This window comes from Phocaeicola massiliensis B84634 = Timone 84634 = DSM 17679 = JCM 13223 (assembly GCF_000382445.1).
In the GTDB taxonomy this organism is placed as follows: domain Bacteria; phylum Bacteroidota; class Bacteroidia; order Bacteroidales; family Bacteroidaceae; genus Phocaeicola; species Phocaeicola massiliensis.
Genome location: NZ_KB905472.1, coordinates 2,744,210 through 2,769,389 on the forward strand (window position 1 = coordinate 2,744,210; position 25,180 = coordinate 2,769,389).

General features: G+C 43.0%; 16 protein-coding genes and 1 pseudogene. 10 read left to right on the forward strand and 7 right to left on the reverse strand.

What is annotated here, in order from left to right; translation table 11 throughout:
* Positions 1-221 precede the first annotated feature (221 nt).
* Together HMPREF1534_RS07625 and HMPREF1534_RS20990 are read right to left on the reverse strand one after the other, a co-directional pair.
* Positions 222-1,400, reverse strand: coding sequence for a RagB/SusD family nutrient uptake outer membrane protein (locus tag HMPREF1534_RS07625; RefSeq protein WP_332870721.1), 1,179 nt, complete (start codon positions 1,398-1,400; stop codon positions 222-224).
* Positions 1,395-1,646: pseudogene (locus HMPREF1534_RS20990) on the reverse strand (RagB/SusD family nutrient uptake outer membrane protein); the annotation flags it as partial. The gene HMPREF1534_RS07625 and the pseudogene HMPREF1534_RS20990, both read right to left, overlap by 6 nt.
* Before the next feature lie 130 nt (positions 1,647-1,776).
* On the opposite strand from HMPREF1534_RS20990, the gene HMPREF1534_RS07620 reads away from it, so the two are divergent.
* On the forward strand, positions 1,777-2,940 hold the full coding sequence (locus tag HMPREF1534_RS07620) for an IS4 family transposase (RefSeq protein ID WP_005937314.1): 1,164 nt from the start codon (positions 1,777-1,779) through the stop codon (positions 2,938-2,940).
* A 19-nt stretch (positions 2,941-2,959) separates the two neighbouring features.
* On the opposite strand, the gene HMPREF1534_RS07615 is transcribed toward HMPREF1534_RS07620, so the two are convergent.
* Together HMPREF1534_RS07615 and HMPREF1534_RS07610 are read right to left on the reverse strand one after the other, a co-directional pair.
* Positions 2,960-3,358 carry a hypothetical protein gene (locus HMPREF1534_RS07615; RefSeq protein ID WP_005941244.1) on the reverse strand — a complete coding sequence of 133 codons (399 nt, stop codon included), beginning with the start codon at positions 3,356-3,358 and terminating at the stop codon, positions 2,960-2,962.
* A gap of 13 nt (positions 3,359-3,371) precedes the next feature.
* Positions 3,372-6,584 (reverse strand): SusC/RagA family TonB-linked outer membrane protein, encoded by a 3,213-nt coding sequence (locus HMPREF1534_RS07610; RefSeq protein WP_229031851.1) that lies wholly within the window; start codon positions 6,582-6,584, stop codon positions 3,372-3,374.
* Positions 6,585-7,489: 905 nt separating this feature from the next.
* Here HMPREF1534_RS07610 and HMPREF1534_RS07605 point away from each other — a divergent pair.
* The 5 genes from HMPREF1534_RS07605 to HMPREF1534_RS07585 all read left to right on the forward strand — a co-directional run bounded on the left by HMPREF1534_RS07605 (position 7,490) and on the right by HMPREF1534_RS07585 (position 16,121).
* The gene (locus tag HMPREF1534_RS07605) at positions 7,490-10,171 is read left to right on the forward strand and encodes a glycoside hydrolase family 2 TIM barrel-domain containing protein (protein WP_005941249.1); all 2,682 of its coding nucleotides are present in this window, start codon (positions 7,490-7,492) and stop codon (positions 10,169-10,171) included.
* 5 nt (positions 10,172-10,176) lie between these two features.
* Positions 10,177-12,084: an NADH-quinone oxidoreductase subunit NuoF gene (locus tag HMPREF1534_RS07600; protein ID WP_005941252.1), complete on the forward strand. Its 1,908-nt coding sequence runs from the start codon at positions 10,177-10,179 to the stop codon at positions 12,082-12,084.
* A 61-nt stretch (positions 12,085-12,145) separates the two neighbouring features.
* Positions 12,146-13,912, forward strand: coding sequence for an NADH-dependent [FeFe] hydrogenase, group A6 (locus HMPREF1534_RS07595; RefSeq protein ID WP_005941255.1), 1,767 nt, complete (start codon positions 12,146-12,148; stop codon positions 13,910-13,912).
* Between the two features lie 20 nt (positions 13,913-13,932).
* Entirely contained in the window at positions 13,933-14,409 is a 477-nt protein-coding gene (locus HMPREF1534_RS07590) for an NADH-quinone oxidoreductase subunit NuoE family protein (RefSeq protein ID WP_005941258.1), read from the forward strand.
* Between the two features lie 158 nt (positions 14,410-14,567).
* A complete protein-coding gene (locus HMPREF1534_RS07585; RefSeq protein ID WP_005941262.1) occupies positions 14,568-16,121 on the forward strand; it encodes an Lcl domain-containing protein in 1,554 nt (517 codons plus the stop codon).
* A 202-nt stretch (positions 16,122-16,323) separates the two neighbouring features.
* Here HMPREF1534_RS07585 and HMPREF1534_RS07580 read toward each other — a convergent pair whose 3' ends face one another.
* The 3 genes from HMPREF1534_RS07580 to HMPREF1534_RS07570 form a co-directional block, all read right to left on the reverse strand.
* Complete coding sequence (locus tag HMPREF1534_RS07580) at positions 16,324-17,601, reverse strand: DEAD/DEAH box helicase (RefSeq protein WP_005941266.1); 1,278 nt, start codon at positions 17,599-17,601, stop codon at positions 16,324-16,326.
* Between the two features lie 238 nt (positions 17,602-17,839).
* Entirely contained in the window at positions 17,840-20,299 is a 2,460-nt protein-coding gene (locus tag HMPREF1534_RS07575; protein WP_005941269.1) for an outer membrane protein assembly factor BamB family protein, read from the reverse strand.
* A gap of 31 nt (positions 20,300-20,330) precedes the next feature.
* Complete coding sequence (locus HMPREF1534_RS07570; protein ID WP_005941271.1) at positions 20,331-21,242, reverse strand: endonuclease/exonuclease/phosphatase family protein; 912 nt, start codon at positions 21,240-21,242, stop codon at positions 20,331-20,333.
* 176 nt (positions 21,243-21,418) lie between these two features.
* Between HMPREF1534_RS07570 and cysK the strand changes: the two genes are divergently transcribed.
* From cysK to HMPREF1534_RS07550, 4 genes are all read left to right on the forward strand, one after another.
* Positions 21,419-22,378 carry a cysteine synthase A gene (cysK, locus tag HMPREF1534_RS07565; RefSeq protein WP_005941274.1) on the forward strand — a complete coding sequence of 320 codons (960 nt, stop codon included), beginning with the start codon at positions 21,419-21,421 and terminating at the stop codon, positions 22,376-22,378.
* 15 nt (positions 22,379-22,393) lie between these two features.
* On the forward strand, positions 22,394-23,479 hold the full coding sequence (gene mnmA, locus HMPREF1534_RS07560) for a tRNA 2-thiouridine(34) synthase MnmA (protein WP_005941277.1): 1,086 nt from the start codon (positions 22,394-22,396) through the stop codon (positions 23,477-23,479).
* A gap of 382 nt (positions 23,480-23,861) precedes the next feature.
* Entirely contained in the window at positions 23,862-24,245 is a 384-nt protein-coding gene (locus HMPREF1534_RS07555; RefSeq protein WP_005937579.1) for an ISAon1 family transposase N-terminal region protein, read from the forward strand.
* Positions 24,246-24,273: 28 nt separating this feature from the next.
* Positions 24,274-25,180, forward strand: a 907-nt coding sequence (locus HMPREF1534_RS07550) for an ISAon1 family transposase (RefSeq protein WP_005941280.1), incomplete at its 3' end; no start/stop codon positions are given.

Below are 25,180 nucleotides of genomic sequence, written 5' to 3' on the forward strand. Positions count from 1 at the left end.
TTGCTTTCTAACGCAGAACAAACAAGAAGTCAACACCCAAACTTCTAAAAATGCGTAACTTTGCACCGGTAAGACCCTCAAGTTATTACGTTGTTTAATACACCATGATAAAATTAACCTCTGACAGCCTTGCCAATTAATGGAGCTATCAGAGGTTTGACTAAAATCAGTTATCTTGAAAACGTAACGATTCACATATTACAATATCTTCCATTATACTATTACCATCCAATCGGTTGCTTCAAATTGGGATTTAAGACCAATTCATCTTTTGACAGTGGATAATAATAATATTTAGGTGCAATAAATTTATTGGCATCCTCATCTGTATCAGAATAGAAGCGAATATTTCCCTTATCACCTTCACTTAAATAAATCTGTTTTGGAGCACCGTTTTCATCTTCTGTGTAATATACAGAAAGTTCTTTCAATTCTTCATCAGTATATCCCATTTTATCATTGGGAGATTTGAACAATGCCACATCAGGCACACCGTCACCGGTACAATCATATACACCGAACCCCGGGAGATAAACACCTTCGAATGGTCTTTCATAGATGCTGCCGGCAGCCCAGCGCATTGTATCATCGTAACGGAAACCTTCACATGCCAATTCCACCCGACGTTCGCGACGTATTTCAAGTATGACGTTTTTCAATGCCCCACTTACGCTTGGATATAATGCTTCCAAAGCCGGATCTATCGGAACATTTATAGTCATTTCGGGCATTTCCACACGACTGCGGAGTAAATTAACTGTTGCGTTCAGATCGTTTTGGGTCAATATGCCGAGTTCTGCTTTTGCTTCCGCATTTATTAATAGAATTTCGGCATAACGGATGATAGGAAGGTCGGTTATATTTTCACCCCACCCACCATAAGTTGCATCTGTACGTGGCAAAAATTTGATTTGCCCCAAGCCACCGTAATCCAATACAATTTTAGTGGGCAGCGTACTATTGTCTCCTTCGTTAATAAATCCAGGATACATAATTGTCTCAGCCATACGGGGGTCACGGTCAGTAAACATGTCTACAAAAGTCTTGGTACGATCTGCCTCTGTGATAGGAGTTCCATCCGATTTTAAATAACTATCGGCCAGGCTACGACTCAAATTCCATTGCCAGTTTAATACTGTTGAAGTGTTGTTCTTACGATTTAAATCTTTATCATAATCAGAGAATAAAATTATTTCTTTATTTTTGCTCAGATCAGGATTAGTGAATAAATCACGATAGGCAGCTGCCCCTTTTCCTGTGATTTCAAATTGTCCGGAACTCATTATTTCATCAGTAGCCCAAACAGCTTTTTCCAAGAATGAATTGGCAGTACCGGCCAGTTCACTTATCTCTTCATGATATTTACGAAAAGTACCTTCATGTAAGGCTATGCGTGCCATATATCCTAAAGCAGCGTAACGAGTAACCCGTGTACGGCTGCTTCCCTCCTGCATATAATCGCAAGCATATTGCAAATCAGCCATCACCGAGTCAACGACCAACGAACGTGAATCCTGAGTTTTGTATAATGCTTCTTCATCATCTGTCGCAATTGGAGCAGAATACCAAGGAGCAGACCCATAATTCTTAATTAAGCCATAATATTGCAACGCACGACATAAACGGGCCAAACCTATATAATGTTTCTTTTCACTACTGTCCCGTAAAAGTGGATAATTAGTTCTTTGAAATTATTGAAATATAGTCAATTACGCGGTTTTTTAAAATGAAACGGACTTGATTTTGCAACTTTGCAGTCTAATACAAATGGCTGCTATGTTCCAAGACAAATACGTATTCTCTCAATTAACCGCTTTTCTGAACAGGACTCAGTTCAACAACTATGTTCGCAAGTATGATGGCAACAGATATGTGAAACATTTCACTTGCTGGAATCAGATGCTCGCGATGATGTTTGGACAACTGAGTAACCGTGAAAGCCTGCGAGACTTAATCGTTGCTTTCGAGGCGCATAGGGCCAAGCAATATCATCTTGGTTTAGGTCGTGAACCGATAGCCAAAACAACTCTTGCGACAGCCAACCAGAACCGTGATTACAGAATCTTCGAAGACTTTGCATTCTATATGATGAAGGAAGCCTGCGAGAAGCGGACGACCAACATCCTTGACATTTCCGGAAAGAAATATGCGTTTGATTCAACAACGATTCCGTTGTGTCTTGCAACATTCCCATGGGCAAAGTTCCGAAGCAAGAAAGGAGGGGTGAAAGCTCATGTCTTATACGACATTGAAGCACAAGTTCCTGCTTTCTATACCGTAACCACTGCTTCAGAGCATGATTCCACAGCAATGTCTTCAATCCATTATGAACCAAATGCTTATTATATATTCGACAGGGCTTATGACTCCTTTAAAGAACTCTATAGGATACATCTTACAGACTCTTTCTTTGTTGTCAGAGCCAAGACAAACTTAAAGTATAAGACAGTCAAATGGAAGCGAAGAATGCCAAAGAACATAATGACAGATGCGGAAGTGAAACTGACCGGATATCTCTCCGAGAAAAAATATCCTGAGTCATTCAGACTCGTCCGATATTACGACGAAGAGGATGACCGTGAGTTCACTTTCTTGACGAATGCAAAACAACTTTCTGCACTGGATGTCGCCAATCTTTATAAGAAAAGATGGTTAATCGAGCTGTTCTTCAAATGGCTCAAGCAGCATCTCAAGATAAAGAAATTCTGGGGCACAACAGAGAACGCTGTTCGCATACAAATCAGTGTGGCTATTATCACGTACTGTCTTGTGGCTATTGTCCAACATGATATGAAGTTGAAACGTTCAACCTATGAAGTTTTGCAAATTCTCAGCATATCATTGACTGACAAAACCCACTTGCGTGACCTGTTCGACAAGACTAATTTCAATGATGTCAAAGATCTAAATGATCCCCTGATTCCGGGGCTTTTTGATTAATTGTTTAACTCGTCCCATTTTAACGGGACACTAATGGTTTCTTTTCATTTTCGTCACCCTCCACTTTATGAGCATTGACTAACATAAAATTGATATCATGAATATTTTCCCATACGCCATCCTTTTTCCATCCAAATGATCCTATTTTAGTCTCATCAATACGTCCTTTTAATTTTTGACTAAATGTATAATCACCTGTTCCATGACCGATATTATCAGAAAATAAATCGTCATACGAGGCTCCAAACATGCCATAAAAGCCATTGGTATAAGTTTCCAAATCGGTTACAGTTTTAAAGAATGCCTCTTCATTCAAGCTATCTTCCGGATATTTTTGCAGATAATCATCATTGCATCCGGTAAAAAGTGCACATCCCATAAAGGTAGCTACTACATATATAGTTTTTAATTGTTTCATATCAGTAAATTAATTAGAAAGTTAAATTAACACCAAAAGAATAAGAACGTTGTAAAGGATATACTTTACTGCTGGAATCCAAGGCTTCCGGGTCGAGATTGGCCTTCAGGTGAGTAATTTCAAACAAGTTCTCACCGCTGAAATAGAAACGCACACGTTCAATATTCAATTTCCGGGTCAGGTCCTGTGGTAATGTATAACCTATAGTCAGGTTTTTCATACGTAAATAAGAAGCATCTTGCATATATCTTGTCTGTACACAAGCCAGCTCGCTACCTGTTGATTCGGCAATGTAAGCCTTTACACGAGGATAATAAGCATTGGGATTTTCCGGTGTCCAGTGGTCCAGATTATGAGTTTGTACATTTGTCCAAGGCTGTGCGTAAATTCCCCAAAAATAATGATTTCCACCGCCTGCATACCAGTCTCTCTTACCTATGCCCTGAAAGAATCCGCGAATATCAAATCCTTTCCAGTCTGCCGAAAGATCAAAACTATAAGGATATCGGCTCGAACTATTACCAATTTTGCGGAAATCACCCGGGTTAGCCAATGTCCAGTCACCTTTATTAATTTTTCCATCATTGTTTAAATCGGCAAACTTCAGGTCACCTACATAGAATTTATAGCTCTGGTCATCTTCACCTACTGCACTTTGGTCGGCATGGTTTTTAATTTCCTCTTCAGTCTGGAAGAAACCCTCAGTAGTCAATCCCCACATTTCGCCTATTTCCTGTCCCTCATAATAGTCTCCCAACCGTTTATTCGGGTTATCATATTTAGTAATGAATGCACGACTGTCGGCTAAAGCTACTTTAATACTATAGTTAAACGGTGAGTCTGCCAACATAAACTGATCTCTCCATCTTAAAGACAATTCCCAACCTTTTGTTTTCAGGTCAGCAGCATTAGTTTTGGGTTCACTGGCACCAAATACACTTGGTAACGTTTTACTTTTAGTCAGCATACCTTCCGTGTAGCGCACATAGTAATCAAAGCTGGCAGACAAGCGGTTGTTCAAGAGTGCCAGGTCAATACCTCCATTAATAGTTCTAACCTTTTCCCAAGTCAACGTATTCGATACCACTCCCGGAGCATACACGGCTACCGGCTGTGAACCATCCAATATTTGACCTATTTGTCCGGAACTCATAGTAGGCAGATAGGCATAAGTACCTACATTCTGATTTCCTAAAGCACCATAAGAAGCACGGAACTTCAACATATCCAAACCAATGCTTTGATTTATGTTTTCCATAAACTTTTCTTTCGACAAAACCCAAGCAACAGATCCGGAGGGGAAGAAACCAAAACGATCTTTTTTGGGGAAACGTGAAGTACCATCATAACGACCGTTCATTTCTAAAATATATTTGTCATCATAGATGTAATTAACGCGGAAAAACATACCTCTCACAGCCCATTCGCTGATATCTTCACCTATTCCTTTTTCTCCAACGGCCAATTCGGGAGTGGGGAAGGAAGAGCTGATCAAATCATCACGATACATAGAGAAAGAATTGGTCTTTCTGGTTTCCTGGTTAAAACCGAGTAAAGCTTGAACATAATGTTTATCTGCAAACGTATAGTGAAAATCAGTATACACATTATAGACATTATAATTATAGAACGAGGTAGAACGAGATGCACGAGTCGGGCGTCCGCTAGCCTGCTCCGGTTTATTAGGACCTGTTTTATAGTGATAATTGTGATAAGAATTACGATTTAATTCACTATCACGCCTCCAAGTGGCATCTGCTTTAATTTGCCACATATCTTTTATAATGTCCAATGTCAGACCAAATGTTGTTGAGAATTCACGGCTGTCATTTATTTTGCGTCCGCCTTCCTGCAAAGCTCCAAGAATAGCACCACCGCTTTGTGTCCATGAACCATCGGGATTACGAGGTACATCTAATGAGTTAGTACGGTTTACTTCGTGAAAGAAATCAGATAGTCCCCAATCTGTACGTCCGAAGCTTGGCTGATCGTAAGTTCGTTGTACAAATGAGGTATTGTTACTTAAGTTCAACCAATTTGTTATCTGAAAATCAACTTTACCGCGAATATTGTAACGATCATAAATATCATTTCCATAACGTAGCATACCATCCTGGCGTGCATATTCGCCTGATAAGTAATAAGAAGTCTTTTTGGCTTTTTGAGAGATATTGAAGTTTACTGTATAAGAGGGAGCTGAAGACTCATATACTTCATCCATCCAATCAGTAGAGCCATAATACAACCAAGATTCAGGATCATCCGGATTGATAACTACCCGATCTTCATTAGGATGTTCTGAAAAGTATTTGCCAATTTCCAATTGTTTTTCCGGATATAGATTATATAAGGGCGTAGCAGCATCGTGTTTGATTTTCATTACCGTATAAGGATCAGTGACGTGTTCCGGTACGCGTGTGACTTTACGAGTCGAATAAAATGCGTTTACGTTAATGGCAATTTTCTCGGATTTGGCCCGCTTTGTTGTTACCAAAATAACACCAAAAGCAGCACGAGCACCATAAATTGCAGCGGAAGCAGCATCCTTTAAAACAGAAACACTTTCAATATCATTGGTATTCAACCGGGAAAGCTCACCTGAAGTGGTCGGTATGTTATCAACCAAAATTAAAGGGTCACCACCGTTTAATGAAGTTTCACCACGGATATTGAATGAAGGAGTAGAGTTGGCAGCACCATTAGAAATAGTGATATTCAGGTTTGGAATTACACCTTGCAAACCTTGTCCGGCATTGATGATAGGCCTATCTTCCAAAGCTTCGGAAGAGATTGCATCGACAGCACCCGACAAGTTCACTTTTTTTTGCGTTCCATATCCTACAACTACTACTTCATCCAATAGAGAACTGTCTTCTTGTAGTCTGATTTTCTGCAATCCTGCTACTGCTTTGACTGTGACGGTCTTATAACCGATGAAGGAAATTTCCAGCACGGAACCTACCGGCGCTTTCAAAGAATAATCTCCATCAACTCCTGTGATAGTACCATTAGTGGTACCTTTTACCACAATGTTAGCTCCGATGATAGGTTCTCCTGTCCTAGAATCGATAACAGTTCCCTTGACATGGGTATCCTGCTGATTTACTACCGGATTATGTGAATCCTCACTTACCATTGAAATTGCAAAAGCATGTGGAGTGCTACATGCTAACAATGCAATTACTAAGAGACGTTCACTCCTTAGAGTGAAATTTTTCAAATTCATAAGCATTAATAATAAGGTTTACTATATTTAATAAAGACACGTTTCTTTAATTCTCTATCCGTTTAAGTTCTAGAAGAACTATGCCGAAAAATAATCACCTTATTATCAACACATTAAATAAATAGCTTTTTTATTCCCATTCCTCGATATATCCTTTTTACAAAGAACATAAGAAATGGTTTTCTACTTTATTTCTACCATTACACAAGAGGTATGGGAGGCATAATGAAAATAAATACATTGTGTTAATGGCGTTAACAATGATACGAAGATAAATATTAATACTTTAATGCTTAAACTACTATTATTATTTCTCTCTTTATAAAGATAAAGTAGGCTACTTATATTCTACCATATACGTTGAATAGTTAATAAACATTTATCCGTGTGCGATTTCAACTATAAATATGGCTGCATATTATATGTTTATTATATATTTGTAGCATATATTATTTTTCAAATGGAAAACATAGTTCTTCTAGTATTAATCTCTTTCTAATATAGAAACAGGTTAATATCACACTGTTAATCAACAATATACAAAAGCACGAACGTCCTTTCCTAATTGCTTTTTAAACCCGACAACACGACTTTTTCAAGTGAAGTAAACAATAACAATGTATATTCCGACCCCAATGGTGCTATATAAAATTATATTCGGATTGAAATACTATGCAATATAGTAACGTCAAACATTAAAGGCTTCTATATAAGAGTCACCTCTCAACAACAAAGAAACAGACCTTGTTTGCTAAATACAACTTAAAGGAAAGAAACCGAAGAATTAATGGAAAAGAAAGCCTTTACGAAAAATAATAAAATTACCCGGTCATGATTACAATAAACTCATACTATATTGTATCTTTGGGAAATTAATCCCTATTTAGTATAACATATCTATTATTATGAAGCAACGTATTCTACTTTATTATTTAATCGCCTTATTGCTTTTTCCTTTATGCAAAGTACAGGCGACCCATCAACCGGAATTCTCTACAGCCGGTTTCTATCAGCTGGCAAATTCCGGTCGCGATGTTTTCTCCATGAATCCTGCCTGGCGTCTGCACAAAGGTGCGGCACCGGGAGCCGAAGCTATCCATTTTGATGACCGGAACTGGGAAGTGGTCTCTCTTCCCAACGGTATCGAATATCTGCCGACCGAAGCCAGTGGTTGCATTAACTATCAGGGAGAAGCGTGGTATCGCAAACACTTCACTCCTGCCGATGCTTTAAAAGGTAAAAAGCTTTTCCTCCATTTTGAAGCCATTATGGGAAAAAGCAAAGTGTTTGTCAACGGCAAACTGTTGGCCGAACACTTTGGAGGATATCTGCCTGTCGTGGTTGATATCACGAATGCACTGAAGTGGGAAACAGATAACATTATAGCCGTATGGACTGACAATAGCAATGACCCCGGTTATCCTCCCGGCAAAGCACAGGATGTACTGGATTACACTTACTTCGGAGGCATTTATCGAGACTGCTGGCTGATTGCCCATAACTCCGTCTTCATCACCGACCCCAACTTTGAGAACGAAACAGCAGGAGGCGGACTTTTCGTTGCCTACGATAAAGTGTCCGACAACTCGGCGGAAGTTCTGCTGAAAACCCATGTGCGCAATGAAAGCAAAAAGACCTTTACGGGCGTAGTGGAATATGAACTGCAACAGCCGGACGGACGGCAAGTCGCTTTCTTAAACGATAAAGTGCAGGTTCGTCCGGGCAAAGCCATTACCTCTAAAGACAAAATCATCGTTAAGAAACCGATGCTTTGGAGCCCCGAAAACCCTACCTTATATAATTTAATAGTCCGTATCCGCGACAATGAAGGAAACACGATAGACGGCTATCGTTGCCGAATCGGTATCCGTAGCATTGAATTCAAGGGCAAAGACGGTTTCTGGCTGAACGGAAAGCCCTACGAAAGTCCTTTGATTGGCGCCAACCGACATCAGGATTTTGCTGTGGTAGGCAATGCAGTAGCCAACAGTATTCACTGGCGTGATGCAAAAAAATTACGCGATGCCGGACTGAAAATAATCCGTAATGCCCACTGTCCTCAAGACCCTGCCTTTATGGATGCCTGTGACGAATTGGGATTGTTTGTCATTGTCAATACTCCGGGCTGGCAATTCTGGAACGACGCTCCTGAATTTGCCCAACGCGTTTACAGTGATATCCGCAATATGGTTCGTCGCGATCGTAATCATCCTTGCGTATGGCTGTGGGAACCTATTTTGAACGAAACTTGGTATCCGGCCGATTTTGCAAAAAACACACTCGACTTAGTAGCACAAGAATATCCTTATCCTTATTGTTACTCCGGTTGCGACAGCGAGGCACGCGGCCATGAAGTCTACCCTGTCCTTTTCACCCATCCGGCCAATGCGGACAAAGACTGGGCTATAAAGAAGCTCGACCCCAAAATCACTTACTTCACCCGTGAATGGGGAGATAACGTAGATGATTGGAATTCTCATAACTCTCCCAGCCGGGTAGCTCGCAACTGGGGAGAGCAGGCAATGCTTATCCAGGCTTGGCATTATGCCGCTCCCAACTATCCGTACACCTGCTATGACGTGCTTTATCGTACACCACGCCAACACGTAGGAGGATGCCTGTGGCATTCATTCGACCACCAGCGCGGCTATCACCCCGACCCCTTCTATGGCGGATTGATGGATGTGTTCCGCCAGCCCAAGTATTCTTATTATATGTTCCAAGCGCAACGCTCGCCCAAGAAACAAGACCGCTTGTTCGAAACCGGTCCCATGGTATATATCGCTCACGAAATGACACCGTTCTCTCCTAAAGATGTAACCGTATATTCCAATTGTGATGAAGTACGCCTTACATATAATAAAGGAGGAAAGAGCCTGACATATACCAAACCGGTTAGCCGGGAAGGAATGCCGTCTCCAATCATCACATTTAAGGATGTATATAACTTCATGATAGACAAAAACATGTCTATGAAAGAAGGAAGGCAAAAGGAAGTCTTTCTACTGGCAGAAGGACTGATAAACGGAAAGGTAGTAGCCACTCACAAAGTATGCCCGGCACGCCGTCCTTCCAAATTACTTCTTTGGATAGATAATGAAAACACAGAACTGAAAGCCGACGGCTCGGACTTCGTAACGGTTATAGCCGCCATTGCCGATAAAAACGGTAACATCAAACGCCTGAACAATTACTATGTGAAATTCCACATCGAAGGTGAAGGACGCATCCTCGGCGGTGCAAACGTGTTGGCAAATCCGGCTCCCGTAAAATGGGGAACAGCACCGATATTGGTACAATCTACTCTGAAACCCGGCAAAATAAAGATAACAGCCAGTGTATTATTCGAAGGTTCGCAAATGCCGGTCAGCGCAGAATTGGAACTGGAAAGCAAACCCTCGGCATATCCTTTGATTTATGCAAGTGAAGAGGCAGCACTTATCCCAATGAAGTCTGACTCACAATCCTTTCCAATCACAGCCAAATCCCAAAAGGAATTGGAAAAGGAAAAAGCTGTAAAAGAGCAAAATGAACGAAAACTGAAAGAAGTAGAGCAACAACAAGCCGATTTCGGCGAGAAAAAATAAATATCATGAAAATCCTGTCTACCCATGACTTGCAAGCCATCATGCAGAGGGCAGAAAATGCGCTCCGCTTGCGTGAGCAAAGCAACAAAAAGATTGCCGAGAAGAGTTGTGGCCTTACCATAGGCACCGACCACCTGCAAATCCTTGTTTGTGGAGGAACCGGCTGCACTGCTTCTTCCGGCCATCTCATTGCCGAACATCTCCAAAAGGCATTGGAACAGTACAATATTGTCCATCAAGTGGAAGTTATCACCACCGGATGTTTCGGCTTTTGTGAAAAAGGACCTATAGTCAAAATCATTCCCGACAATACCTTTTACATACGGGTTACCCCCGAAGATGTTGACGAAATTATCACGAAACACATTATCAATGGTCACCGAGTGGAACGACTTCTCTATATCGACCCGAAAACCGAACGTGTTGTGAGCGACTCCAAGCACATGGATTTTTATAGAAAACAACAACGCATCGCATTGCGCAACTGTGGTTTCATCAACCCGGAAAATATAGAGGAATATATTGCCCGCCACGGTTATCTTGCTTTGGCAGACAGTTTGCTCCATAAGCAACCGATAGATGTCATCGGGGTTATCAAACGTTCCGGACTGCGCGGACGCGGAGGTGGAGGCTTCCCTACCGGGCTAAAATGGGAGTCTGCTCACAAACAAGCCGCTGATACCAAATATGTTGTTTGCAATGCCGATGAAGGCGACCCCGGGGCTTTTATGGATCGTTCTATCATGGAAGGAGACCCTCATTCCATTGTAGAAGCCATGACTATTTGCGGATACGCCATCGGTTCCCGACAAGGGTTGGTTTATATCCGTGCCGAATATCCTCTCGCCATTCAGCGGCTTAAGACTGCTATTGCCCAAGCACGTGAATATGGTTTGCTGGGTGAAAGAATTTTAGGAACAGATTTCTGCTTTGATATAGAAATCCGCTACGGAGCCGGTGCATTTGTCTGTGGTGAGGAAACTGCTCTCATCCATTCAATGGAAGGAAATCGGGGAGAACCGACTTTGAAACCTCCTTTCCCCGCAGAAGCCGGCTATTTAGGTAAGCCAACCAATGTGAACAACGTGGAGACTCTGGCAAATATCCCCATCATCCTGACAAAAGGAGCCGAATGGTTCTCCTCTATCGGCACAGAACGGTCAAAAGGAACGAAAGTATTTGCCCTGGCAGGAAAAATAAATAATGTAGGCCTGATAGAAGTACCAATGGGAACAACCTTGCGCGAAGTAATCTACGACATCGGCGGAGGTATTAAAGGTGGAAAGAAATTTAAAGCGGTACAAACCGGAGGACCTTCGGGCGGCTGCCTCACAGAAAAACATCTTGATACACCGATTGATTTTGACAATTTACTTGCTGCAGGTTCCATGATGGGCTCGGGAGGAATGATCGTAATGGACGAAGATGACTGCATGGTGTCCGTTGCCCGCTTCTATCTCGATTTCACCGTAGAAGAATCTTGTGGGAAATGTACACCCTGCCGCATCGGAAATAAGCGATTGCTGGAAACATTAAACAGAATAACACAAGGGTGTGGAACAGAGAAAGACCTTGAAACGCTGTCTACTCTCGGGCATGTCATCAAGGATACGGCTCTCTGCGGACTGGGGCAGACTTCCCCCAATCCTGTACTCTCGACATTAAATAACTTTTATGATGAATATCTGGAACATGTCAAAGACAAGACCTGCCGTTCCAAACAGTGTAAGGCTTTGCTCACCTACAGCATCAATCCTGAGAAATGTATCGGTTGTCATCTATGTTTCAAGCATTGCCCCGCCGATGCCATTATAGGAGACGTGCGGAAACCCCACGTTATAGACCCGAACAAGTGCATCAAATGTGGCATGTGCATGGCACGCTGCAAGTTTAAAGCCATCAATGTTTGTTAACCCAGGACACACAACAACCTAAATTTCAATCCTGTATTTCAACTCTTAAAGAATGAATATTATGGAAGAACAGCAAATAACCCTGCAGATAGACCATCATTTTATTACCGTTCCTGCCGGCACCACCCTATTGGAAGCTGCACGTAAGATAGGGATTGATATACCTACCCTGTGCCACATCAACCTGAAAGGAACCTGCATTAAAAATAATCCCGCTTCCTGCCGGATCTGTGTAGTAGAAGTAGAAGGACGAAAAAATCTCGCACCCGCTTGCGCCACCCGCTGCACTGACGGTATGGTCGTCCGCACTAGTACCCTGCGCGTGATGAATGCCCGTAAAATAGTGGCCGAACTCATTCTTTCCGACCATCCCAATGAATGCCTCACCTGCCCCAAATCCGGTAATTGCGAATTGCAGAATCTTGCCCTCCGCTTCAATATCCGCGAAATGCCGTTTAACGGTGGCGAACTTTCGCCCCGGAAGCGAGAAGTTACTTCATCCATTGTACGCAATATGGATAAATGCATCTTTTGCCGCCGTTGCGAGAGTGTATGCAACGACGTACAAACCGTGGGAGCATTAGGAGCTATCCGCCGAGGCTTCAATACAACCATCGCACCTGCTTTTGACAAAATGATGACAGACAGCGAATGTACTTATTGTGGACAGTGCGTAGCTGTATGTCCGGTTGGCGCACTCACCGAACGTGACCATACCAACCGACTGATAGAAGATCTGTCAAATCCTGATAAAATAGTTATCGTACAGACAGCTCCCGCCGTCCGTGCCGCCTTGGGAGAGGAATTCGGTTTACCAGCCGGAACATTGGTTACCGGAAAGATGGTTTATGCCTTGCGCGAACTCGGCTTTAATTATGTATTCGATACTGACTTTGCCGCCGATCTCACCATTATGGAAGAAGGCTCTGAAATACTCAACCGACTCACGCGCTACTTAAATGGCGACCGTTCTGTCCGCCTACCTATTCTTACCTCCTGCTGTCCGGCCTGGGTAAACTTCTTCGAGCATCAATTCCCCGATATGCTTGACATTCCTTCTACTGCCCGTTCACCACAACAGATGTTCGGTTCGATAGCAAAAACCTATTGGGCAGAAAAGATGGGTATCCCACGAGAGAAGTTGGTGGTTGTCTCTATCATGCCTTGCCTCGCCAAAAAATACGAATGTGACCGGGATGAATTTAAAACAAACGGTAACCCTGATGTAGACTACTCTATCTCTACCCGTGAATTAGCCCGACTTATCAAACGCGCCAACATCGGTTTCACTCTGTTACCTGATTCCGAATTCGACAATCCGATGGGAGTCTCGACAGGGGCCGGTGTCATTTTCGGAACCACCGGCGGAGTAATGGAAGCCGCCCTTCGTTCCGTCTATGAAATCTATACGGGTCATCCTCTGCAAAATGTCAACTTTGAACAAGTGCGCGGACTAAACGGAGTTCGTCGTGCTACAATTGATTTGAACGGTTTCGAGTTAAAAGTGGGTATTGCTCACGGATTAGGCAACGCACGTCATTTATTGGAGGACATCCGCAACGGACACAATAAATATCATGTAATCGAAATCATGGCATGTCCCGGAGGCTGTATCGGCGGAGGCGGACAGCCGCTTCATCATGGCAATTCAGAAGTGCTCTACGCCCGTGCCAATGCACTCTATCGTGAAGATGCCGGCAAACCGATTCGCAAATCGCACGATAATCCGTATATCAAAACACTATACGAAGAATATCTCGGCAAACCCTTGAGCGAAAAATCGGAGAAGTTACTACATACACATTACTTTAACAAATCCATTGACTAACCTCTTAAATATAGAAAACAATGTCTGAAATAAAACTTGCCTGTGAAGTGGCAGAACAAGTCAAAGCTATTTGCGACAAACATGGAAATCTTCCCGGTGAACTGATCAACATTTTACATGAAGCCCAACATCTGCAAGGTTATCTGCCGGAGGAGATGCAACGTCTCATCGCTCATAAATTGAATATCCCTGTATCCAAAGTATATGGCGTAGTCACTTTCTATACCTTCTTTACCATGACACCCAAAGGAAAATATCCTATCTCCGTTTGTATGGGAACTGCTTGCTATGTACGCGGCTCAGAAAAATTATTGGAAGAATTTAAGCGTGTCTTAGGTATCGAAGTAGGTGAGACAACTCCCGATGGAAAATTCTCATTGGACTGCCTGCGATGTGTAGGGGCTTGCGGATTAGCACCGGTAGTAATCATCGGTGAAAAAGTATACGGTCGTTTGCAATCGGTAGATGTAAAGAAGATAATTGAAGATTTGGAATAAACCGGAAGCCTTTTTCAACGACATTATTGAGCCTTTTACCACCAAAAACTCTTAATTCGTCGAAAAAAGCCTTTCTTTCATTGAATAGATTTGAAAAGACTACAAATTACATTTACCTTTGCTGATTGAAATAAAAAACTTGCAAAAGCAAAACTATGATGAAAAAGGCAAAAACATTTCTCCTTTTAGGCATTACATTGTGCATGTTCGGATGCAGCGATGATGATGATGACAAGTCGAATACGACATCTACTGTTCCTTTCTCTTTAACAGCTTCTCTGGAAGTGCGCAACGATGCTGCAACAACTCCGGGTATGCTGCAAGGCAATTGGAATGAAGGTACAAAACTGGCAGCCATGCACTCCGGCTTGACAGGAGTAAAGAAAAGTATCTTCACCCTGTCATCCACTTCTACCGACCTGTTTACCGGAGACATCTCGAATAAAGTAAAAAGTGATAAAGAAATCGCAGTATTTTATCCGGCTGATGCCATTACAGCAAACAGCAGTGATACATTGACCCAACAACTGAGTCTTGCCAATCAGGACGGAACATTGGCAGGAGTGGCAAATTATGATTATTCATGGGCTTTGTGCAAAGTGAATATGACTGCACAGTCGGGCTCGGGCAGTTGCGAAATGAAGAATCTGATGACCATCGGTAAATTTGAGTTTACTACCGATGGAAGCACACTGCTGAATGACATCTCACGCATCACTGTGACAGCCACTTCGGGAAAGCTTTACTCCAATGCAACCTTAAAGTTGAAAGATGGAGAATTCAGTAACACCACAGAAGGAAGCTTTACTATCAAGAATGATGCCGGATTACCGGGTAGTGCTTATATTTCTTTCTTCCCTTCGGAAGCACAACTACATTTCACCTTGGTAACCAATGCAGGTAACATATATGAAGCCTCAACAACAGAAAGCATTACATTGGAAAAAGGAAAGTATTATGCTTCTGCTGCCCTTACTTGCACTCCGGTAGCTCCTGCCAAAGTAGGCGATTACTATTATAGCGACGGTACTTATTCTACGGAAATGAATGAAGAAAAGACATGTATCGGTATTGTTTATGCCCTGAACGATAAAAATGGTAATCTAGACAAAACCCTCACCACATCTCCTTACGGACGTATCGTGGCACTAACCAATGCGCGAAACAAAGTGAGATGGGCAAGTAAATCGGAGGATATCGAAGGATTGAAAAACGATACTATTATCAATGGCACACAGCAAATCGGTTGTCTGCCCTATTTTAACGGTACTGCAGATTCCTATTTCTCCGATAATGCTGAAGAACAAATCAAAGGAACTACCATTAATACAGAAACAGGATTGATTACCGCCTGGCCGTCGGAAGGCATCCTGAGCGACTTCAATGGAGCAACAAATACATCTTATATCAACAAAAGCACCTCTACTTATCCGGCAGGAAGTTATTGCTACCAATACAGCAAACCCGGAAAAGGAGCAGGCGAATGGTATCTGCCGGCAGTGGGCGAACTGGCACTGCTTTGGGAGTTACATCATGCCGGTGTGATATGTAACGCCAAGCAGGAATGTTTCAAAGATTTCGACCAGCAGAGTTATTGGACTTCTTCGGAAGGCAATAAAAACAAAGCATGGTATTTGAACTTCTTCAGTGGAATATTAATGGCAAACAGCAAAGGAAGTACTTACAATACACGCCCGGTAGCTATGTTCTAAACACAAGCTATCAGATACTAAAAAAGGGAGTGTGTCAAAACTAAACCGGCCAATCCAATTGTCAGCTGTAGGGGCAGGGTTTGCCTGCCCGAAGACACAAAGCAAACTGTTTTCGGGCGAGCGAACCTCGCCCCTACGAACTAAACGACAGCATTATCCACGTTTTGACACACCCCGTTTAAAAAAAAATATAATCAATACACTATCTTCCCGAAGCTGCCGCCGGTTTCTTATTCTGCATCTGTTTCTTTCTGCGCCAATAGTCACCGTTACTCTTGCTTCCGCGATATACTTTATTTGTCTTTGCCTTTTCTTTTATCTCTTCTGCCTTTTCTTTTCGAAGCAGCACACCGGAAGTGGAAATAAAAGGATGCTCTTTCACCACAGGTATTTCCAATCCGATTAACTTTTGTATATCTTTCAAATAAGCCAACTCTTCCGATTCACAAAAAGAGATAGCCACCCCATCGTGTCCGGCACGTCCGGTTCTGCCAATGCGATGTACATACGTTTCCGATATATTAGGCAACTCATAATTAATAACATGAGAAAGCAGATTAACATCAATACCTCTGGCAGCAATATCGGTTGCAATCAGTACACGGGTTGACCGGTCCTTAAAATTATTCAATGCACGCTGACGCGCATTCTGCGACTTGTTTCCATGGATAGCTTCCGCCACCACACTATTCTTATTCAGTATCTTTGCCAACTTATCCGCTCCATATTTAGTACGCGTGAAAATCAGTACTGACTCTATTGATTTATCTTTCAGCAAATAGAGTAACAAATCCTTTTTTTCGTTTTTCTCTACGAAGTAAACGCTTTGCTGAATGGTATCCACTGTAGATGAAACAGGAGTCACTTCCACCTTTTCCGGAGACGTAAGAATAGAGTTTGCCAATTTTTCTATCTCAGGTGGCATGGTTGCAGAGAAAAAAAGTGTCTGCCGCTTATCGGGAATCAGTTTCAATACTCGCTTTATATCATGTATAAAGCCCATATCCAACATACGGTCTGCTTCATCAAGCACAAAATAATCGAGCCCTTTAAGGGAAATATATCCTTGCGCCTGCAAGTCGAGCAAACGTCCCGGAGTAGCAATCAATACCTGTACTCCCCTTTTCAATGCATCTATTTGTGGTTTCGGAGGAACTCCTCCAAAAATTACCGTATGCTTTACGCGCGTATACCGAGCATACGCATCAAAGCTCTCGCCTATCTGAATGGCCAGTTCTCGCGTGGGAGTAAGTATCAATGCCTTGATACCTTTCTTACTATCTGATTGATAAAGTCTCTGGATAATGGGGATGGCAAAAGCTGCCGTTTTTCCTGTTCCTGTCTGCGCACATCCCAGTAAATCTTTACCTTTTAATAATACCGGAATTGCTTGTTCCTGAATGGGGGTCGGCGTTGTATAGCCGGTTTGTTCTAAAGCCTTCAATATCGGCTCTATAAGATCTAATTCTTTAAATATCATTTGAAATTATTAAGCAGGCCTCACGGCCTTTCTATTTGTTATTCTACAAAGATAAGAGAATGATTCGTTATAAAGGTATTCAGGCTACGGAGTTTATGCTTATTTAACAAGATTGACAATAAAAAGGGCGTATAGTGAGAATAACATCACCATACGCCACATAACCTATTATATATAAGCTATTTACAAATAAAACAATAACATAAAGACTTCTGAACAAGCTAATTGGCAAGAAAGATTATCGGGTACAGAATGTATAGACATTTCCTCCAAAATCCGCTGCAATCAGTGCATTACCCGAAACAGCGACGGAGCCGAAAATAGGCGCTCCGGTAGCATATTTCCAAATAATCTTTCCATCGTCTTTATTGATACCATACACCGCTCCGTCGGAAGCAGTCACATAAACGGTCTTCCCTGCCAGCACCGGGCTGGTCTCAATTGTAGCTGCACCCTTGCGAATATACGGACTGGTATAAACCAATCCTGCTCCTACCGGACAAACCCATTTTTCTTCCAGCGTTTCATTATCCAGCGCAATCAGCCCCTTCTCTGCCGAACCGAAAATAATCTCTTTGTCGGTAAGTAACGGAGTGGAAGTCACATCTACATTATAAGGCAAAGGTTTGCGTACAATCACCTTTCCGGTAGCTGCTTCGAGAATAAAGAAAGATTGGTTGGAGATAAGATACAACAACGAACCATGCATGGCAACCGATGAACCGCGATTACGCAAGCCGTTGTCACTGGCTTCCCACAATTTCTTTCCTGTCTTGGCATCATTTCCATAAAGTGCACGCCACTGTGCAGAACCGATTAAAAGTCCGTTACCTTGTGTCAGCGTGGTAGTAGTTCCTTCACCCTGTCCCCAATCTTCATTCTTCCAAAGCTGTTTGCCGGTACGGGCTTCATAAGCACCGAGTCCTTTTCCGGTTCCGGCATATACAATACCGTCATTGGCTACCAAGCCGTCAATCAATGCCGGCAAGCCGTTGACAGGAAGTTGTTTTTCCCAACAGAGTTTTCCCGTTTCTGCATCAATGGCATACAGCCAACCTTGCGCATCTTGAGCAAAAACCACACCTTTGTCTATTGCAATAGTGTTCTTTATGGAATTACGAACCGGATAGCTCCACAGTATTTCTCCGTCTTCTCCGGCCAAAGCATAAACATGACCTTCACCTTTCAGATTCTCGTCAACAGAAGCTATATATACCTTACCATTGTGCACCAAAGGAGAAGTCATATAAATATTGGCTCCTACATTCTTCGTCCAGGCTAATTGCAGAGGTGCTTCCAGAGGCGGACAAACCGGAGCGACATGTGTAGAAGTTCCCAACAAGTTATTCCAGTCGGCACCCAATGACACTTTTACCTGTTCCGGTCGGACAATAAAGGCACTTTCGGCATAAGCGGTCTCACCATTATTAAAACGAGCCGTCACCTGCAAGGTCAGTTCCTTGCCTTGATACTTGGCAGACAGAGGCATATCCCCATTCCAGGTCCAGTCGGTAGCCTGAACGAGTTTCTTGTTTTTGAGTATGGCTTTTCCGTCTTGCAGGCAACTATAAACCACCTCTTTCACCGGAGTTGCAGACGAATAAACATTTACTGTAACAGGAACACGATTGGCAAAGGCAGTACCGGCAGGAGAAGCTATACAAATATTCTTATCCAAATAAGAATAACGGAGTTCGGAAGTGAAATCACCGTTCTTATCCACATGCATTACACGGAAAGCACTGGTAGAATGGTCAATCCCGCCCTTATCCAATGTAGCGGTAGATACACTATACACATCTCCTTGCTTCTTCATATAATTAATATGCCAATGACCATATACCCACGCTTTCAGGTTATGCTCGTTCAGGTTAATGCTGCCTCCGTTGTCTCCTTTAAAAACAAAAGCGTCATCATAAGTCAGCAAGTCATGATTAAACACCATAATAGGTGTCCCGGGTTTTACATGGGCAAGGTCGTTTTTCAGCCAAAGATAAACATCCTCACGGGTATAACCGGGAGCATGGTCACCGCCTGCCATCGGAGTGACAATATAATGCACACGTCCGGCGTCAAACGAATAATAAACAGGACCGTAGATATTTTCAAAAAGCTCTTCGCCGTATTTACCTTTGACAAGGTCATGGTTTCCGATACAATAGAAGACAGGGCAGTCCATATTCTCCGTATTCATCAGTTTGATATGCTCTTTCAGCCCTTTCTCATAACAGATATCGCCGGTATGAATGATAAAAGCGGCATGCTCATTCGCTGCATAGTCACGTACATTATTTACCCATTCATCATGATTCTTGGTATTGAAAATCTCTGTATCGGCAATATGGATATATTTATGGGAGCCATCCTTACCCAAACCTCCGTCATAAGGCATCAGCCCAAAGTCGTAAGAAGCCTGCTTATCTTCTATTTTATGATAATGGCGGTTATAAGTCTTATAGCCGGAAGGAGTAGTAATAAAAACAAAACGTTCCCCGGCATGACCGGGAAGCGTAAAACTACCGTCAGCAGCTGTTTCCACAACATTCAATCCGTCAGAAACCTTGACGCCGGACATCGGTTTCTCTCCCTTATCAAACACACCGTTCTTATTCTTGTCTACATAAACATGTCCGGTGTATGCTGCCATTACAGGAAAAGAAGCAACCAACAGGCAGGAAATTAAAAAGGTCTTTTTCATCAGTATATATTTAATTGAATAATCATACAATCTATTTCAAAACAAATTCGGACAAAACAAATCCATGGTCAGAAGGATAGAAGAAATCCTCTCCCTCAAAAGTGAATGTCTTTCCCAGACTGTTATCATAACACTCTGAAGTAGTGGCCTGTATGGTCTTTCCCCGGTAATAGATAAAGTCGATACGGTCTGCCCGGCATTCCGTTTCCAAAGAGTCCGCATCAGTCAGCCAGGTCACTCCCAACTTGGCCGCCGCATCAGGATTCATTTCGCGGAAACTATCCTTAAAGCCGGCTTTTTCCATCGCAACAGAAACCGGCCAACGTACGACCGCCCCGCCGTGATTATACAAATTACGCGTCTCTTCCGTCCAGTCCAAATGCGAATGTACATTGAAGTCTCCCCCCATGATGACAGGTATGCTATCGGCCTCCGCCAGCATCGGTTTCAGTACGGAAAGAATCTTCCGTATCTCGTCATCCCTCGTTCCGGCAGTTTCCCAAGCCAGAATTTCTTCTTCCGTCTTGTCCGTGGGAACCAAGCGCATATCGGGCAAATAATGCAACCAAGTGTCGAAGATGCGCACCGGAGTGCCATCCATATCAATCTTTACTCCGCCAAAGTTAAAAGTACCGATGCTATCGGGAAATGCATACTTTTCAACAATGGGATAACGGCTGTAGATACATAGATTATCGGAGATTAAATGATACTGATATCCCAGTGAGTCTGCCACCATCGGAGCAGTGCCGTATGTCTCTACCATCAAGACCACATCCGCCCCGCTTTTCTTGAGAATGCCGACAGTACCTTCACATCCTTTTCCCGGATAAGTTTTAGAGTGACCACCGTGCCACACATTCCATGAGAGAACTTTCAGCTTTTTAGGAGTATCCTTTTGCGGCGTACAAGCCACGCAACATAGCAGACAGAGTGCTGCCATGAACATCATAGTTTTTCGTGTTCGCATAATTGATTAGATTCATTTTTCACGTAACAAAGGTAGCACAAAAAGAAAAACGCACAAAAGAAATATACCATAAATATGGTATTGTTTGTCTGAACATCATCCCCTATCTTTGCATTATTAAAGATAACCCACTAATAATTCAAAAGATTATGGCAAGAATAAAAAAACAATTGACTGAACTGATTGGAGGCACTCCCCTCCTGGAACTGTCACGCTTCAGTAAAAAACAGGGCGCGAAAGCACAAGTAATTGCCAAACTGGAATATTTCAATCCCGGCGGAAGTGTAAAAGACCGTATCGCACTTGCAATGATAGAAGACGCGGAAAGTAAAGGCATCCTGAAACCCGGTTCGGTAATCATCGAACCCACCAGTGGCAACACAGGTGTGGGATTGGCGTGGGTTGCCCGAGTAAAAGGTTACAAAACCATACTCACCATGCCCGAAACCATGAGCCTGGAACGCCGGAATTTATTAAAAGCGGCAGGTGCACAATTGGTGCTGACCGAAGGTGGCAAAGGAATGAAAGGGGCTATAGAAAAAGCGGAAGAACTGCGCAAGACCACACCCGGAGCCGTCATTTTAGGTCAGTTCGACAATCCGGCAAATCCTGCGGTCCATGTCCGCACCACCGCCCGGGAGATATGGGATGACACTGATGGAAAAGTAGATATCTTTGTTGCCGGAGTAGGCACCGGAGGTACACTGACCGGTGTAGCAGAAGGATTGAAAAAACAGAATCCCAACATACAAATCGTAGCAGTAGAGCCGGACAACTCCCCTGTTCTTTCGGGCGGGCAACCGGGAGCACACAAGATACAGGGTATCGGCGCAGGGTTCATCCCCAAGATATACAACGGAAGCCTGGTAGATAAAATAATCCGTGTAAAAGACGATGATGCCATCCGCACAGGACGTGAATTGTCTTCCACAGAAGGACTGCTGGTAGGAATCTCATCGGGAGCTGCTGCCTATGCCGCTTTAAAACTGGCCAAATTGCCTGAGAATGAGGGGAAACAAATTGTAGTCCTCTTACCCGACACAGGAGAAAGATATCTGTCGACTGTGCTCTATGCGTTCGAAGAATATCCGCTGCCTAATAATCATTGACCCAAAACAATAAAAATGAACATAGCTGCATTAATTTCAGGAGGAGTCGACAGCGCGGTTGCCGTACACCTCCTTTGCGAACAAGGATATAAACCTGACCTTTTCTATATCAAAATCGGAATGGACGGTGACGAGGATCTTACCTGCACCGCAGAAGAGGATATCGAACTATGTACGGCTACCGCACGCAGATACGGCCTCAACCTGAATATCATTGACCTGCACCGGCAATACTGGGACAATGTCGTGGCATACGCCATAGACAAAGTGAAGCGTGGCCTCACTCCCAACCCGGATGTGATGTGCAACAAACTCATCAAATTCGGATGCTTCGAACAGGAGGCCGGACATCTGTATGACAAGACAGCCACCGGCCATTATGCCGGTATCCTTGAAAAAGATGGAAAAATATGGCTCGGAACCGCACAAGATCCGGTCAAGGACCAGACGGATTTTCTGGCACAGATAGATTATCTGCAAGTATCCAAACTGCTGTTTCCTCTTGGCGGACTGATGAAAAATGAAGTCAGGGATATTGCCTTACAAGCCAAACTGCCCAGTGCACGCCGCAAGGACAGTCAGGGTATCTGCTTTTTAGGAAAAATCAATTATAATGACTTCCTTCGCCGCTTTTTGGGCGAGAAAGAAGGAGCCGTCATTGAAGTGGAGACAGGAAAACGGATCGGCACTCACAAAGGATATTGGTTCCACACCATAGGACAGCGCAAAGGACTGGGACTGAGCGGCGGACCTTGGTTCGTTATCCGCAAAGACATAGATGAAAACCTTATCTATGTTTCACGAGGCTATAATACTGAGAAGCAATACGGTACGGACTTTGCCTTGCGTGGTTTCCATTTCATCACGGAGGACTTATGGAAGGGAAATTCTCCTGTAGACGTTTCTTTCAAAATCCGGCATACCGATACGTTTATGAAAGGAATACTGACACGGGAAGACGACTTGTTCCGAATCCACAGCCATGAACCTCTGCAGGGTATTGCGCCCGGACAATTCGGCGTGCTGTATGACAAAGATGCGGAAATTTGCGTGGGAAGCGGTGAAATATCCCCGGCCGACAATGGGTCAACAGCAATTTAACGGGAACAGTCCGGTTGATCGTGAAGTAGCGGTTCACTTGGGATTACTTGTTATTCTTGGGTCACATCGTTTTCTTGGGGATTTAAATATCATATCACTAACCAAAGGAAGAGTAAGCCGTTTCTTAGGGTCAGCCAAGTCCTTTTAAACGGAAGATTATTACAGTCTGCTATAATAGACTGTACAGTCCATTGTAGCAGACTGTACGGTCTACGGTAACGGACTATACAGTCCACTGCCGAAGACTGTAGTAATTCGACTGACAGACAGGCATAATCGAAAAGACGAAAATGCTTAGTCCGACTAATGAAACGACTTAGGGAGTTTTAAAGGCTCAGTTTGAAAACTTGGGGGAATTAGTTAAAAACACTATCTTTGTGGCATGAAACAGAACCTTCACCCCCCTGCCACTCCACTGGAGATGTTGAGCTTGTTCCTTCCTGCAGGCCTGCTTGACTATTTTGACCTGGTTAACCATGTCTCTCAAGAGACTTGCTTCATTTTTTTTCTTGAGGAAAAGCCTTCCATTCCTCAAGAGCATTCCCATTTACATCTACATTCCAAAGGTTTCTTCCCGGAAATAGAAGTGCAAGACTTTCCTGTTCGCGGCAAGGCTGTATATCTACGCATCAAGCGGCGTCGTTGGGAAGACCCGGAAACAGGACAAACTTATAGCCGTGATTGGAACTTAGTAGCCTCCGGTACTCGCATAACAGCTGAGTTCGGAGCTTTTTTAAAAGCGTTACTTAGACAATCATGCGGTTAGTTGCCAAAGTGTAGCAGAACATTACTGTATGGATGGCAAGCAACTCCAGACTCAATACAAAGAACATTTAAGTGATTTCAATAATTGGAATCAGAAGGAACATGCTGAAGACTTTATTCTTTATCCTAAAAATATAGGTTATCATTTATGTATTGATGAAACGGCTTTAAGCAAAGGCGAACTATATACAATCCTTACCAATCGGGATAAGCATGGTCGAAAAGGCATCATTGTAGCTATTGTAAAGGGAACTAAAGCAGAGGATGTTATCAATGTGCTTCTCAAAATAGATGCCGATAAGCGCAACCAAGTAAAGGAAATTACACTTGATATGGCCGGCAGTATGCAGAAAATAGCAAAACGTTGTTTTCCCGGGGCTATGCAGGTAGTGGATCGTTTCCATGTCTCAAAGTTGGTTTATGAAGCTGTACAAGACCTTCGGATCGCTTATCGCTGGCAAGTAATGAAGGATGAGAACAGGAAAATCAAGGAAGCTAAAGCCAAAGGGGAAAGTTATGAACCTAAAGTGTTTAGCAATGGAGATACACTCAGACAGTTGTTAGCCAGAAGCCGGTACCTGCTGTTTAAGGCTCCAGACAAGTGGCTGCAAAGCCAGAAGGTAAGAGCCAAACTACTCTTTGAACAATTCCCGGATATAAAATCCGTGTACTATTACGCACTACGATTAGGGAAGATATTTTCAGACTATACAGATAAAGATGTGGCTCGTGCCAAACTGGCACTTTGGTATAATGAAATTGAGGAGTTTGGTTATGATACGTTCACTACTGTTGCCAATTCCATTGAGAATCATTACGAACGGATATTAAACTACTTTGTGAACAGAAGCACAAATGCTGCTGCGGAAGCTTTTAATGCAAAAATTAAAGCATTTAGGGCTTCATTTCGTGGAGTAGTAGATAAGAGGTTCTTTC